The sequence below is a fragment of the Paraburkholderia sp. genome (assembly GCF_036488795.1).
GTDB lineage: Bacteria > Pseudomonadota > Gammaproteobacteria > Burkholderiales > Burkholderiaceae > Paraburkholderia.
In genome coordinates, this window is the sequence record NZ_DASXHA010000172.1 from 24,335 (window position 1) to 39,076 (window position 14,742).

Annotated in this window: 13 protein-coding genes; 7 read left to right on the plus strand and 6 right to left on the minus strand. The window is 63.5% G+C overall.

The window, feature by feature from the left end; translation table 11 throughout:
• Window positions 1–2: 2 nt before the first annotated feature.
• Together VGH41_RS25430 and VGH41_RS25435 are read left to right on the plus strand one after the other, a co-directional pair.
• Window positions 3–1,139: an ABC transporter ATP-binding protein gene (locus VGH41_RS25430; protein ID WP_331600430.1), complete on the plus strand. Its 1,137-nt coding sequence runs from the start codon at window positions 3–5 to the stop codon at window positions 1,137–1,139.
• 50 nt (window positions 1,140–1,189) lie between these two features.
• Window positions 1,190–2,254 (plus strand): LacI family DNA-binding transcriptional regulator, encoded by a 1,065-nt coding sequence (locus tag VGH41_RS25435; RefSeq protein ID WP_331600431.1) that lies wholly within the window; start codon window positions 1,190–1,192, stop codon window positions 2,252–2,254.
• Here the strand turns inward: VGH41_RS25435 and VGH41_RS25440 are convergent.
• The gene (locus tag VGH41_RS25440) at window positions 2,237–3,094 is read right to left on the minus strand and encodes a PA4780 family RIO1-like protein kinase (RefSeq protein ID WP_331600432.1); all 858 of its coding nucleotides are present in this window, start codon (window positions 3,092–3,094) and stop codon (window positions 2,237–2,239) included. The two genes, VGH41_RS25435 and VGH41_RS25440, sit on opposite strands and share 18 nt — an antisense overlap.
• A gap of 184 nt (window positions 3,095–3,278) precedes the next feature.
• Window positions 3,279–4,181, minus strand: coding sequence for a LysR family transcriptional regulator (locus VGH41_RS25445; RefSeq protein ID WP_331600433.1), 903 nt, complete (start codon window positions 4,179–4,181; stop codon window positions 3,279–3,281).
• A 119-nt stretch (window positions 4,182–4,300) separates the two neighbouring features.
• Here VGH41_RS25445 and VGH41_RS25450 point away from each other — a divergent pair, with 119 nt between their 5' ends.
• The 4 genes from VGH41_RS25450 (at window position 4,301) to VGH41_RS25465 (ending at window position 10,240) form a co-directional block, all read left to right on the plus strand.
• A complete protein-coding gene (locus VGH41_RS25450) occupies window positions 4,301–5,488 on the plus strand; it encodes a M20 aminoacylase family protein (RefSeq protein WP_331600434.1) in 1,188 nt (395 codons plus the stop codon).
• Between the two features lie 61 nt (window positions 5,489–5,549).
• On the plus strand, window positions 5,550–6,719 hold the full coding sequence (locus VGH41_RS25455) for a porin (RefSeq protein WP_331600435.1): 1,170 nt from the start codon (window positions 5,550–5,552) through the stop codon (window positions 6,717–6,719).
• A gap of 12 nt (window positions 6,720–6,731) precedes the next feature.
• Entirely contained in the window at window positions 6,732–8,063 is a 1,332-nt protein-coding gene (locus VGH41_RS25460; RefSeq protein ID WP_331600436.1) for an MFS transporter, read from the plus strand.
• 467 nt (window positions 8,064–8,530) lie between these two features.
• On the plus strand, window positions 8,531–10,240 hold the full coding sequence (locus tag VGH41_RS25465; RefSeq protein WP_331600437.1) for a SulP family inorganic anion transporter: 1,710 nt from the start codon (window positions 8,531–8,533) through the stop codon (window positions 10,238–10,240).
• Window positions 10,241–10,302: 62 nt separating this feature from the next.
• On the opposite strand, the gene VGH41_RS25470 is transcribed toward VGH41_RS25465, so the two are convergent.
• Complete coding sequence (locus VGH41_RS25470; RefSeq protein ID WP_331600438.1) at window positions 10,303–10,659, minus strand: hypothetical protein; 357 nt, start codon at window positions 10,657–10,659, stop codon at window positions 10,303–10,305.
• Between the two features lie 41 nt (window positions 10,660–10,700).
• Window positions 10,701–11,339, minus strand: a complete 639-nt coding sequence (locus tag VGH41_RS25475; protein ID WP_331600439.1) for a LysE family translocator — start codon at window positions 11,337–11,339, stop codon at window positions 10,701–10,703.
• Between the two features lie 369 nt (window positions 11,340–11,708).
• Between VGH41_RS25475 and VGH41_RS25480 the strand changes: the two genes are divergently transcribed.
• Window positions 11,709–12,155, plus strand: coding sequence for a VOC family protein (locus VGH41_RS25480; protein WP_414696717.1), 447 nt, complete (start codon window positions 11,709–11,711; stop codon window positions 12,153–12,155).
• A gap of 119 nt (window positions 12,156–12,274) precedes the next feature.
• Here VGH41_RS25480 and VGH41_RS25485 read toward each other — a convergent pair whose 3' ends face one another.
• On the minus strand, window positions 12,275–13,582 hold the full coding sequence (locus VGH41_RS25485; protein WP_331600441.1) for an MFS transporter: 1,308 nt from the start codon (window positions 13,580–13,582) through the stop codon (window positions 12,275–12,277).
• A 140-nt stretch (window positions 13,583–13,722) separates the two neighbouring features.
• The gene (locus tag VGH41_RS25490; RefSeq protein ID WP_331600442.1) at window positions 13,723–14,697 is read right to left on the minus strand and encodes a dihydrodipicolinate synthase family protein; all 975 of its coding nucleotides are present in this window, start codon (window positions 14,695–14,697) and stop codon (window positions 13,723–13,725) included.
• Window positions 14,698–14,742: the final 45 nt, after the last annotated feature.

Sequence of the window (14,742 nt, forward strand, 5' to 3'; positions counted from 1 at the left end):
GCATGAACAACGTATCTGGTGTGCCCAACGTGGCGAACGGGGCAAACGTCGCGAATGGGTCGAATGTGTCGAATGTGTCGATCCGCAACCTGCGCATCGATCTGGGCGCGAACACGATCATCGATTCGCTCGACCTGGATGTGAACGCGGGCGAATTCATCGTCCTGCTCGGACCCTCGGGTTGTGGTAAATCCACCTTGCTGCACAGCATCGCGGGGTTGATCGACGTCGCCGAAGGCAGCATCGAAATCGGCGGCGAGGACATGACCTGGGCCGATCCGAAAGACCGCCGCATTGCGCTGGTGTTCCAGTCGTATGCGCTTTATCCGACCATGAGCGTGGAGCGCAATCTGTCGTTTGCGTTGCGCATCAACGGCACGCCCAAGGCGGAAATCGAGCGCCGCGTGACGCGCGCCTCCGAGATGCTGCAACTTGGACCGCTGCTCAAGCGCAAGCCTGCGCAACTGTCCGGCGGTCAGCGGCAGCGTGTTGCGATTGGCCGCGCCATCGTGCGCGAAGCGGACGTGTTTCTGTTCGACGAACCGCTTTCCAATCTCGACGCCAAACTGCGCACCGAACTGCGCCGCGAGCTGAAGCAGCTGCATCAACGGCTGGGCGCGACGATGATCTATGTGACGCATGACCAGGTCGAGGCCATGACACTGGCCACGCGCATGGCGGTGATGCGCGGCGGGGTGATCCAGCAGTTCGGTACGCCCGCCGAAGTCTACGCTCGGCCCGACAATCTGTTCGTGGCGACCTTCCTCGGTTCGCCTGCCATGAACATGCTGAAAGGGAAACTGGAGCGGCGCGAGGAAGGGATGCGATTTCGCACGGCGCATCTGGATCTGGATGTGTCGAAGTACCCGTTCAGGCGCCTGCCCGACATCAACCTGCCGGTCGTGCTGGGCATCAGGCCGGAGGACGTACGCGTGGGCGCCGGTCTTGCGCAGAATGGCAAGGTGTCGCTGGTCGAACCAATGGGCAACCACCAGGTTATCTGGCTCGATTATCATGGCGCCCAGATCGCGTCGATCGATCAGGACAAAACGCCCGTCGAGATTGGGCAAACGTGGTCTTTTTCGCTCGACAGCGCCCATATTTCGCTGTTCGACGAGGCCGGTGGCGCCCGTCTTTGAGCAGCATGGCTCATTGAGATGCGACGCGGTGAGCGCAACGCGGAGTGCGTGTGGCAGCAACCTTGAAAGACGTGGCGGAACTGGCGGGTGTCGGGATGTCGACCGCATCGCGGGCGATCTCCGGGAAAGGACCGGTTTCGGCCGATGCCATGCGCCGCGTGCAGGCCGCCATCGAGGCGCTGAATTTCCGGCCCTCGTCGATCGGTCGCGCCATGGCGACGCAATCGCTCGGCATGATCGGTCTGTTCGTGCCGACCTTCTTCGGCTCGTACTACGGCACGATTCTCAAGCAGACCGATACGGAGCTGCGCGCCGTGCACCGCCACGTGGTGGTGGCCACCGGTTGCGGCGAGTCGTCGCCGCGCGAGCAGGCCATGGAAGCAGTCAAGTTTCTGATTGGCCGCGATTGCGACGGCGTGGTCGTGATCAGCCACGACTTGCACGACGAGGACCTGATCAAGCTGCACGGCATGCATCCGAAGATGGTGTTCCTCAATCGTGGGTTCGAGCAGTTGCCGGAGGCGTCATTTTGCGCGGATCATTTTCGCGGCGGCGAACTGGCGGCACGCACGCTGTTCGAACATGGACACCGCGATATAGCGGTGATTTCCGGCCCTTCTACCGCATCGGACAATCAGGCGCGTCTCGACGGGTTCTTCGCTGAACTGGCGCGCAACGGGATTGAGCGCGGCGCGACGACGCTGATCGAATCCGACTTCTCGCCGGAGGGCGGCTATGCGGCCACGCAGACGCTGCTCGAATCGAAGCGGCGTTTCACGGGTCTGTTCTGCGCCAACGACACGATGGCAGTGAGCGCGTTGGCGCGTCTGCAGCAAGCGGGTATTTCAGTGCCGGACGATGTCTCGGTGATCGGCTACGACGACGACTATTCGGCCGCTTACGCGGCCCCCGCGCTTACATCCGTGCGGATTCCCACGGCGGACCTGACGCAAAACGCGGTGCGCTGGCTGGTGAATCAATGCTACGGCACGCACTGGGACATCTTTCGCGAGTTTCCGGTCACGGTGACGATGCGCGCCTCGGTGGGTGCGCCGCCTGCCTCGGGTGGCCGGCGCAAGAGCCGCCAGCGCACCCGCTCAAGTGCCGCTGCGTAGCACCAGTTCATGCCGCTGACGCGCTTCTTCGTCAAGACGCGTATCTTCGAGTTCCTGCAGCACCGCGTCCAGATCGACGGGTGTCGTGTCCAGTTCGACACGTCCGGTCAAGGTCGCATCCGGGTGCAGACTGCCGCCCTCATACAGGGCCCAGATTTCCTTGCCGTAGCTCGCGTCGAGCAATCCAGGCGCGAAGCGGCCAAAGTATGACGCGAGGTTGTCCACGTCGCGTTCCAGCATTGCAGGGGCTTCGAGATTGCCGGCGGCGTCCACCGCCTGCGGCAGGTCGATGATCACCGGGCCATCTGCTGCGAGCAGAATGTTGTACTCGGACAGGTCGCCGTGAATCACGCCTGCGCACAGCATGCGCACCACCTGGTTGACGAGCGCGGCGTGCAGGTCGAGGGCGCGTGCTTCGCTCATCTCCACGTCGTTCAAACGCGGTGCGACGTTACCGTCTGCGTCCGTGACGAGTTCCATCAACAGCACGCCGTCCGTGCAGATATACGGCTGCGGCACGCGCACGCCTGCGTTGGCGAGGCGAAACAGCGCGTCGACTTCGGCGTTCTGCCACGACTGTTCCTGCACCTCGCGCCCGTAGCGGCTGCCTTTGGCCATGGCGCGCGCCTCGCGGCTGTTCTTGACCTTGCGTCCTTCGCGATACGACGCGGCCTGGCGGAAGCTGCGCTGTTTCGCGTCCTTGTAGACCTTCGCACAACGCGTGGAATCGCCGCTACGCACGACGTAGACGGTCGCTTCCTTGCCGCTCATCAACTGGCTGATGACTTCGTCGATCAGGCCCTCTTCGACGAGCGGGAGCAGGCGTTTCGGTGTTTTCATGCGGCCACCGCCTGCAACGCGCAATCAGGCGCAGGCAAAGCGGGGCGCGGGAGGGTAGGGGGTGTGAGCGAGGCTGCCGCAAAGGGAGCAGCCGGAAACGAAAATAGAGTCATGCCGGATTATAAGGTGTGCGCGCCAGACAGCAGAATTCGTGTGGAACCGGGGTGAAACGCGCGACTTGTCTTTATGGACAGGCAAGCATCGGTTCGATGGCCCGCGCGATGCAATCAAGCAGATATTCCGCGGGCCTCGTCAACTGCGTTTCGGGTGGCGACAGCAGGTAAAGCTGCAACTGCGGTGGCACCACCGGCAGCGCGAGCTGCACGAACGAACGGCCCAGTTCGGTTGTTTCGAGCGAATGACGGGTCCACGCGAACACCGCATCGATGCTTTGCGTGAGGCTATAAAACAGCGCATACGAGGTGCACCGCGTGATGCAGTGCGGCGGCGCAAGAGCCGCGCGCTCGTAGAGGGTGCGAACGAAAGCGGGGTAGCTCTCCGTGACGTCGGTGTGGATCCATTCGGCATCCTGCAAGGCCTCGAGCGAATCGGCGCACGCATAGGGACCGTTGGCGCGGGTCACGAACACGGTTTCGAACGAGAACATTTCCTTCACGCTGCCCGAATCGGCCATGGGCTTCGCGAATGCGGCAAACGCCAGGTCCAGGGTGCGATTGCGTAACTGCTCGTTGAGCTGGTTGAAGCCCAGCTCGCGAAATTCGAGCGTGACGCGCGGCCAGCGCTTGCGGAATTCCACCAGTGCGTCGGTGAGCCCGACGGTGCCGACAATCGGCGTAATGCCCACCACCAGGCTGCCGTCACGCAACCCCTTCAGATGCGCCATGTCCTCCTCGGCGCGTTCCATTTCCCGCACCACCGTTCTTGCGCGACTCACCAGCGCCGCACCTTCAGCCGTGGGTACGACGCCCCACTGATTGCGCTCCAGCAGACGCACGCCGAATTCCGCTTCGAGTTCGCGCACCGCCTTCGTGATGGCGGGCTGCGTGACGTAGAGCGCCTTGGCCGCGCCGTTGATGCTGCCGGTCGAGGCGATGGCGACCAGTGCGCGCAGGTGATGAATTTTCATGATGCGGAAATATAGCACTACTGGTTATACCCATCAAAATCCGTGCTTTTTTGTTTTTAAGGCAAATCTCTACGCTTGGTTCCGACGGCTGCCCCGACAGCCGCATAACGGAGCGACAAATGACTCAGGCTTTTGCACAATTGCTCGCGGAACTCCGCGAGTCTGAAGATGAATTCGTGGCGATTCGTCGTGACATCCACGCCCATCCGGAACTGGGCTTTGCGGAAACGCGTACCGCGGATCTGGTTGCCCGCAAGCTGACGCAGTGGGGCTACGACGTGACGACGGGCGTAGGCGGCACCGGCGTGGTCGGCCAGTTGCGGCGCGGCACCTCCAGCCGCACGATCGGCCTGCGGGCGGACATGGACGCGCTGCCCATCCAGGAAACGACCGGCCTGCCGTATGCGAGCACGGTCGCGCAGACCATGCATGCCTGCGGCCACGACGGACACACGGCGATCCTGCTGGCTGCCGCGCATCACCTGGCGGCCCGCGGCGAATTCGACGGCACGCTGAACCTGATCTTTCAACCGGCTGAAGAGGGCCTGGGCGGCGCGACGCGGATGCTCTCGGACGGCCTCTTCACGCGCTTTCCGTGCGACATGGTGTTCGCGCTGCATAACGCGCCGGGCGTGCCGCTCGGCCATTTCACATTGCGCCACGGCTGCATGATGGCATCGTCCGACACGGTGACGATCACCGTGACCGGCAAGGGCACGCACGGCGCAATGCCGCAGCTCGGCTGCGATCCGGTTGTCGCGACGGCCAATATCGTGCTGGCGCTGCAGTCGATCGTTTCGCGCAACGTCGAGCCGACCAGCGCGGCAGTCGTGACGGTGGGCGCGTTCAACGCCGGCATCGCGCCGAACGTGATCCCCGAACAGGCCACGCTGAAGCTCTCGGTGCGCGCGCTCGACGCCGCCACCCGCGACATCATCGAAGCGCGCATTCGCAGCATCGCCGCACTGCAGGCGCAAACCTACGGCGCGACCGCACGGGTCGACTACCGGCAGATCTCGCGGCCGCTCATCAACGAGCGCGGTGCCACGGAGCTCGCCATTGCAACGATCGAAGCACTGGTCGGGCGCGACGCGCTCGTGATGATGCCCGACGCTGTGATGGGCAGCGAGGACTTCTCGTGGATGAGCGAACAGGTGCCGGGTTGCTACGTGATGCTCGGCAACGGTGTCGAGTCGAAGGGCGGCTGCGCGGTCCACAACCCGGGATACGACTTCAACGACGCCGCCCTGAGCTGGGGCGCGGCGTACTTCGTCGCACTCGCGCAGCGTTATCTGCACGCGGTCTGACGGCAGTTTCGATCCGGCCACGTCGGCGGATTTTTTGTAAGAGCAGGGACAGGGAGACAAAATGAAAAAAAGTATTGCATTGAGCGCAGCATTGCTGTCGCTCGGGACCGGTTCGGCCGAGGCCGAACCGTATCAGGCGACGTTGCTGTCGGCGGTCCCCGAGTTCAACGGCAAGTTGACTTCGGGACTGGCGCTGTACGGCTCCGTGGATACGGGCATCAACTATCAGAGCGTGGGCGGCAAGTCGCTCTGGCAAACCCAGAGCGGCGGCGAATGGACCTCGAAGTTCGGCATGTTCGGACGCGAGGATCTGGGCGGCGGTCTGCGCGCCGAATTCAATCTTGAAAGTGGATTCTTCGCCAACAGCGGCGTGATGCAGGACCGCGCGTCGATGTTCAATCGCCAGTCCTGGGTCGGACTTGGGTCGACGACGTTCGGACGACTGCGTTTCGGCCGGCAGATCGGCACCGGCTTGCCGCTTTTCATCGACGTGTTCGGCACGGTCGGCACTAACTCGGCTTATACGTCGCTCGGCACGGGTCTCGTGCAATCATCGAAAGGTGTGGGCTACAACAGCGACCTTGGCGCGGGCGCAACCCAACTGCCCGCACGCGTCAACAATGCAGTGACCTATCTGTCACCGAGTTTTGCGGGACTCAGCACGCAGCTGATGTATGCGCCCAGCAATGTGGCCGGGCAGTCGCCTGCCGCGGCGGCGCAAGGCGCATTGCTGCAGTGGCGCAACGGCGCGGCCTATATCGCCGGCAGCTATAACCAGGTATGGGCGCAAAGCGGCGCCGGTAGCGTGCGCAACGACCTGTACGGCATTGGTGCGGTGTACGACTCGGGCAAGATAGTGCTGTCCGCGGCGTTCAATCAGTATGCGCCGCGGCTGGCGGGCGACGGCATCGCGCGGGTTTATACGCTCGGCACCATTGTGCCGGTCGGACGTCACGCGTTGCGTGCCTCGGTGGTGTATCGGGATACCTCCGGGGTGCGCGACACGGCGGAAAATCCAGCGAAAGACGCTGCGTTCGGCACAATGCTCGGCTACGATTACACGCTCTCGAACCGCACGGGACTGTATGCGCGAGCGGGTCTGATTCGCAACTACGGTATTTCCACCGTTGTCCTGAATAACAATCCTTTACCGACGCAACCAGGCAGCGCCGTGCCGCAAACGGGCACCACGCCGCTCACGGCATCCGTGGGTATGTACCACAACTTCTGAGGGTGCCTTCTTATGAACACAATCAACCAACGCGTAGGCGCCGTGGCGCCGCGCAGTGCAGCCGAACAGCGTTCGGCGCGCAAGACCGTGTTCGCCGCCGCACTCGGCAACGGGCTGGAATTTTTCGACTTCACGGTCTTCAGCTTTTTCGCGGTGGTGATCGGCAAGCTGTTCTTTCCGGTCGGCTCGGAGCTGGGTGCCTTGATGCTGTCGCTCGCCACTTTCGGGGTCGGTTTCGTCGCGCGGCCGCTCGGCAGTATCGTGATCGGGGCGTATGCCGATCGCGTCGGCCGCAAGCCTGCGCTGGTGGTGACCGTTACGCTGATGGCGCTCGGCACCGGCATGATCGGACTGGCACCGACGTACGCAAGCATCGGTCTCGCGGCGCCCGCGCTGATCGTGCTCGGCCGCCTGCTGCAAGGCTTCTCGGCGGGCGGCGAGGTCGGTGCGGCAACCACCTTGCTGATGGAGTCGGGCGGCACGGGGCAGCGCGGCGCGCTAGTCAGCTGGCAGATGGCCAGCCAGGGCGGCGCTGCGCTGGCGGGCGCGCTAGCTGCGGCGACGCTCACCGGCGCCTTGTCGCATGAAGCATTGCTGGAGTGGGGATGGCGCGTGCCGTTCCTGATCGGGCTGTTGATCGGGCCGGTGGGTTTCTACCTGCGGGGGCACCTCGATGACACGCTGCCCGTCGCGCATCGGGCGCAGACCGACCAGACTGGAAAGGCGGCGAAGGCAGCGAAGTGGTCCGAGCGCATGCCGCTGCGGCAGATCGCGGCCGGCACGATGCTGATCATTGGCGGTACGTCGACGATGTATACGATCGTGTTCTTTCTGCCGTCGTTTTTGACGCTGACCACCGGCATGCCGGCGGCCGTGTCGCTGCTGGCCGGCTGCACGGCGGGCCTCGTGTTGCTGCTCGGTTCACCGTTCGCCGGCCGTCTGGCCGACCGCATGCCGCGTCGCAAAACGCTGTTGTATGCGGTGTCGATCGTGTCGCTGGCGGTGCTGCTGCCGGCTTTTCACGCCATCAAAGTCTGGCCTTCCATCTTCACGGTGATGCTGGTGGTGTGTGTGCTGATCGGCTTGATGACGCTGTCGACGCCCGCTGCGCTCGTGTTGATTCTCGAAGCGTTTCGGCCGGAGGTGCGGGCCACGTCGCTCGGCGTGATCTACGCGCTCGGTGTGACGATCTTCGGGGGCTTTGCCCAATTGATCGTCAGCGGCTTGTGGCGAATCTCCGGTAGTTTCTATGCGCCCGCGTGGTATGTGCTGGCGTGCGGGCTGGTGAGCCTCGTGGGCCTGATGCTGTTCAAGGAGGCGGATCCTCGGGGGGCGTCAAACTGAGTTAAATCGCGGCGTCGGGAGCATGGCTTCGACGCCGCATGCCTTGCGGGCCGTGATGTTTCGCTCCGGCCACTCGCGGGGTTTACCTGATTTAAAAGCACGCCCGGTCATTTACACTCGGGCAACAATTTGTTACGGGGTGCAGGATGCTCACCACTTTCCTGATTGCATCGCCTATCGCGATTGCAGCGCTGTTTGCTTTTGCACGGTTCGTCGATCCGGTCACAGGGAAGTTGAAGCGTTAACCCTGGCGTAGATGCCACGCTCGCCACGCTCGCACCACTGCCCATCTTCTGTACCTGATGCCCTGACGAGCCGCCGCACGGCTCTTCGTACTCTCTGCTCTTCGATGTTCTCCTCGCCGTCCAGGCAAACGTTTTCCGGCAAATTCGTCAGCAAGCCTTGCGTTGCGACGCCCACTCGCGGCAGGATGCGGCATATCCACTCGATTGCCACGGTCTCTGCGCATGCAAGCATTTCCAGAAAAAGTCGTCACACGTATCAGGTTGTTGAAAGGTGTCCTTCCTCTCACGCGCGCAGCCGCCTTGCGCGATGCGCTGGCCGGCGTGAGTCTCGCGTCGATGGATATTCCGCAGGTGCTGGGTTACGCGCGCATCGCCGGCATGCCCGCGGTAACCGGCCTGTACACGGTATGTTTGCCGCTGATCGCATTTGCGTTCTTCGGTGCATCGCGTCACCTGGTCGTCGCTGCGGACTCGGCCACCGCCACTATCTTCGCCAGCAAACTTTCGGCCATGGCGCCGACTGCCAGCGCCGAATACGTCGCGCTCGCCGGAATGGTCGCGCTGCTGACCGCGGTGCTGTTGTTGATTGCGCGCGTCTTCAAGCTCGGCTTTCTCGCGGATTTTCTATCTCGTACGGTTCTGGTCGGCTTTCTGGCAGGCGTGGGCGTGCAGGTCGGTATTGCGATGCTGGGCGACATGTGGGGCATTGGCGTATCGTCGTCGCATAGCACGGACCAGTTAGTGCAACTCGTCAGTCATCTGCGGCAGATCAATTTACCTACCTTCGCCATTTCGTCGAGCGTCGTGCTTGCGATCCTGCTGGCCAAGCAGTTTGCGCCGCGCTTGCCGGTGTCTTTGCTGGCCGTGGTGGGCGGGATCGCCGCAAGCGACCTGTATGATTTCGCCGGGCATGGCATCGCCACGCTGGGTCCGGTTGCGGGCGGACTGCCGCCGTTTCATCTGCCCATGGTGAGCTGGCGGCAGATGCTGGACCTGCTGCCGGTGGCGGCGTCGTGCTTCGTGATGATCGTCGCGCAGAGCGCGGCCGCCGGGCGCGTGTTTGCGCAGCGCTATCACGAAGAGGTCGATCTGAATGCCGACATTCTTGGACTTGCCGCGGCGAATACGGCGGCGGCGTTGAGCGGCGCGTTCGTCGTCAACGGCAGTCCGACCCAGACCGCGATGGCTGATCGGGCGGGCACGCGCAGCCAGTTTGCGCAACTGGTGTTCGCCGCGGTGGTGGTCGTGGTGCTGCTGTTTTTCAGTCGCTATTTGCAGTATCTGCCGCACTGCGTACTGGCGGGGATCGTGTTCACGATTGCGATTGGCCTGATCAACGTGCCGAGTCTGACGGCAATTCGCGCCGAGAGTCCCGGCGAATTCACGCTGGCCATTGTCACGGCGCTGGCAGTGGTGGTGCTGGGTGTCGAGCACGGCATTCTGATTGCCGTCGCGCTGTCGTTGCTGCGCCACGTGCGCCACAGCTACCGTCCGCATACGATGATGCTGGCGCCCGGTGCCGATGGGCGCTGGCTGCCGGTACCGGCGCTGCCGGGCACGCAGACATCGGCGGGGTTGATCGTCTATCGCTTCGGGGCGGACCTGTTCTACGCCAACGATCATTTCTTTGTCGAGGAGGTGCGCCTGCTGATCGACCGCGCGCCGAGCCCGGTGCACTGGTTTGTGGTGGATGCAGGCGCGATTACGGACCTGGACTATTCGGCGGCGCGTTCACTGAGCGACTTGTTCGAAACCTTGAAGGAACAGCATGTGACCGTGGTGTTTGCGCGAGTGAATGTTTATCTGCATGCCGATATGAACCGGCACGGAATCACGCAGATCATCGGAGCGTCATGCGTCTTCAGCACGATGCATGAGGCGTTGGCAGCAGTGGGGGTGGCGGGGGATGTGAAGGTGCAGGGGGTGCTGTAGGTTTGCGCGGATTTGCCGTGCGCCAGCATCGGCAAACGGAGTGCCGCAATACTGCTGCAAACCTAACTATCCCGCTCATCCCCGCGCTCATCCGGTAAATCAAAAGCCAGAAAATGGCCGATCAAAAAGCACACCACGGCGGCGGCCGCGCCAAGAGCCGCGACCGTATAAGCCAGTGCCTTACCGTTCCAAAGGCTGTCAAACCATTGATGAAGCCCGGCGGCGATCACCTCGGCCGTGCCGCCGATCTGTTGCAACGTGATCTGATAGCGCGGGTCCTTCGCGGCATAGAACTGTTCCGCGCTGTCGGGCGCGGGGGTGGTGAGATAAATGACGCAGGCGCCGATCAGCGCCGCCACGAGAATCACCACACCCGTCACATACAGACGAATCTGCAGTGGCGAGTACTTTGCCGGCACGCTGCGCGGGTGGTCTTCACTCATGCGGTTCCCGTTGCGCGTCAGCTTCGCGAAGTCAGCAGCTTGACGCCCGCCAGGCTGAACACGACGGCAAGCGACCCGTCCAGCCAGCGCCGCATCGAACCATACACACGGCGCGCCGTCGCGGTGGAAAACAGCACGGCGTAGCTGCTGAACACCAACGCGCCGATCCCCATGCAGCCGAGTACGACCGGTGCCGCGCGCGAAGCGCCGCCCGCTGCCGGAACGGCCAGCGAGACGATCGACAGCCATACGAGAATCGCCTTCGGGTTGGTGAGATGCAACAGCAGGCCACGTAGATAGAGCCGCCGCGATGCCTCTGGCGCGCGCTCGAGGCCGGCGAGCGGTGGATGACGCGTGCAAGCGGAGCGAGCCGATTTCCACGCGAGCCACAGCAGATAAAGTCCGCCGGCGAGGCGGATCGCGACCAGCAACTGCGAATAGGTGGCGAGCACCGCCGACAGACCGAGCGTCGCCAGCATCGCCCATGAAAACGAACCCGTCATGACGCCCAGCGCGAAGGCGAATGCGGCCTTGCGTCCCGAACCCATTGCCAGCGACATGATGGCGAGATTGCTCGGGCCGGGACTTGCCGTGCCGACAAAGTAAGCGGTGTACGCAATCAGGACATTGGCTGACAGAAAGGCGCTGGCATTCATTGAACAGGGCTTCCGCGGAGAGAGTGGCAGGGCGTGACGACGTTCCGCGGAGCATGAAGGGCCGCCGCGCAGGTGTCCATTCTGCACGACGGCGCGGTGCTTCTCACAGAGACAGTTGATTTCGCCTCGGGCAGGACAATCTGCCGTCACCCGGCCGCCAGCCTGTTCGAGGCGCGCAGGCGGAGGCAAACCTGCCGCACGGGTTGACGGCGACACCAATTTTCAGTTTGCCGGGGAGCGGCGATTCATCAATTTTGCTGTTGGTCAGATCCAGAATATATCGTTTTTCACCAATTTATTTCATGGATAAACTAGCCCGCGAGTCGTAGTTTTTGCCAGTTCAATCGAGGGGTCCAGACCACCATGAGCATGAGCACCACGAGCGCCGCCGAACCAGCCGTCCTGCCGCCGTTCCATCTGGCGTTTCCCGTCCATAGCATCGCCGCTGCCCGCGAGTTTTATGGCGAGCTTCTTGGCTGCCCCGAAGGCCGCAGCGCCGTCGACTGGGTGGACTTCAATTTTTACGGGCATCAGATCGTCGCGCATCTGGCGCCGGAGGAGGCGGGGCATCGGCAGACCAGCGCGGTGGATGGCGATGCGGTGCCGGTGCGTCATTTCGGCGTCGTGTTGCCGATGGAGCAGTGGCAGGCCGCCGCCGACAAGCTCAAGCAGGCGGGCATGAAATTCATCATCGAGCCGCACGTGCGCTTCAAGGGCGAGGTGGGCGAGCAGGCCACGATGTTCTTTCTCGACCCGTCGGGCAATGCGCTTGAATTCAAGGCGTTTGCGAATCTTGCGTCGCTGTTCGCGAAGTAACGGTTCGCAGGGTACGGTGAAACTTCGCAGGGCGAAGTGAAACAAAAGGCCGGTGAGCTGATGTCAGCGTCAGCTCACCGGCTTGCGCGTTGATACGCCACGGGACGATCTGTCGTGGCTTAACGGTTCACCAGCCGCGCAGGAATAAAAACCAGAATCAGCAACGCGGACAACGTCAAGGTGCCGGCCACCACGAACAGTCCCGACGACAGCGTATGGGTGAGCGTCTTCAACCAGCCGATCAGCGCCGGACTGATGAAGCCCGCCAGATTACCGGTGCAGTTGATCAACGCAATCCCGGCCGCCGCGCCGGTTCCGCCAAGGAAGGCGGTGGGTAGCGCCCAGAACATCGGCAGCGCGGTGACCACGCCGATGGCGGCGAGCGTGAGCCCGATCATCGACAGCACCGCGCTCTCGCCGTTCATGGCGCAGATGCCGAAGCCGGCCGCGGCAATCAGCGCCGGCGCGGCGATATGCCAGCGCCGTTCACGGCTGCGGTCAGCGCTGCGGCCGGTCGCGATCATCGAGATCAGGGCGGCGGTGTAGGGAATCGTCGTCAGCAGGCCAATCGTCAACGGGTCGCTGACGCCGGTGCCGCGGATGATGGTGGGTTGCCAGAAGCCGATCGCATACGAACCCATCACGATGCCGAACAGGATCAGGCAAAGCAGCCACACGCGCGCCGAAGTGAACACCGCGCGCACCGAGGCGTGGGTGTGCACGGCGGCATCGGCGGCGATCTCCTGCTGGATCTGTTTTTTTTCCGCGCTGCTGAGCCACCGGGCGTCGGCGACGCGATCGTCGAGATAGAAAAAGATCAGCACGCCGAGCACGATGGACGGCAGTGCTTCGACGACGAATAGCCACTGCCAGCCCTCGAAGCCCCAGGCGCCGTGCAGCGCATGCATGATGTAGCCGGACAGCGGGCCGCCGACCAGCCCCGAGACCGGATTGCCCGCCATCAGCAATGCAACCATCTTGCCGCGCCGGTGCGACGGAAACCAGTACGTCAGATACAGGATCATGCCTGGGAAGAAGCCGGCTTCGGCCACCCCCAGAAAGAAGCGCACGACGTAGAACATGAACGGCGTGTCGACCCAGGCGGTGGCCATCGACAGCGCGGCCCACGTCACCATGATGCGGGCAATCCAGCGCCGCGCACCGAGCCGGTGCAGCAGCAGATTGCTGGGCACCTCGAACAGAAAATAGCCGATGAAGAACAGACCCGCGCCGAGTCCATACGCGGCCTCGCTCAGATGCAGGCTGTTGAGCATCTGCAGCTTGGCAAAGCCGACGTTGACGCGATCCAGATAGGCGACCACGTAGCCCACGAACAGCAACGGCATGAAGCGCCACGCGACGCGCCGGAACAGCGTGTCGCCCGGATTCACTTCGACCGCAGGGGAAAACGACGTACGGGTGAACAAAGTTGTCTCCTGGCCCGTCACGCGGATTGTTGTGGGAAGCTGTGCGGGCGAAATAGATGTTGGAGTGGAAGTACGAGCCTTGTTGCCGGAAGGCGTGAATGCGACGCAGGTGACAGTGCTTGTGCCCGGGTGCTGCCGGCTCAGGATGAGGCGGCTGCGTCAGGCTCGGGCGCGAGCGACGCAGCCTCGGGCAATTCGAAGCCGATACGCGTCAGCGATGCCTGCAGATCCTCGCGTTGCGCGGCGTCCAGTTCGACGAGCGGCGGCCGCAGGTTGACCCATTGCTCGTCGCCGGATTGCCATGCAAGCGCGGCCTTCATCGCGGCGATCATCGGGAAGCGCTGGAAAGCGGCACGCGTGGTATCGAGCCGTTGCTGCTGTTCGGCCGCGTCGGCGTCCCGCCAGCTGCTGGCAAGCTGCGCGATCGCAGCGGCATTGACATTGCCCGTCGCCGTGATGCAGCCGGCACCGCCGGCGCGCAGCGTCGCGAGCAGGAAGGTCTCGCTGCCGGCAAAGACGTCGAAGCCGGCTGGCTGGAATTCCTTGAGGAGACCGGCGGTGTTGTCCCAGTCGCCCGAACTGTCCTTGATGCCCGCAATGATGCCTGGGTAACGCTTGAGCAACCGTTCGATCAGCGCAAAGCTGATGCCCACCTGGGCAACCGGCGGGATGTGATAGAGATAGATGCGCAAGCGCGCATCGGCCACTGCGTCGATGACCTGCGCGAAGGCGCGAAACAGGCCTTCGTCGCTCACGCCCTTGTAGTAGAACGGCGGCAACATCAGCACGCCGGCGCAGCCGCTTTGCACCGCGTGGCGCGTGAGTTCGATGGTGTCGGGGAGGGCGCAGGCGCCGGTGCCGGGCATCATCCGCGCGCCGGGCAGGCCGGCTTCGATCAAGGCGTCCAGCAACAGCCGCTTTTCGCGCACCGAAAGCGAGTTGGCCTCCGAATTCGTGCCGAACGCGGCGAGTCCCACGCCCTGGTTCAGCAAGGCGCGGCAGTGCCGCACGAAGCGCGCGGCCGAAGGCGAGCCGTCGGCGTTGAAGGGTGTCAGGACCGGCGACAGGGCGCCGCGCAAACCAGAGATGGTTGAGGCGGAAGCAGGGGTGCTCATGCGACATGTCTCCTTCGGGTTCCGTTTGCGGCGGGCCGCGGCAGT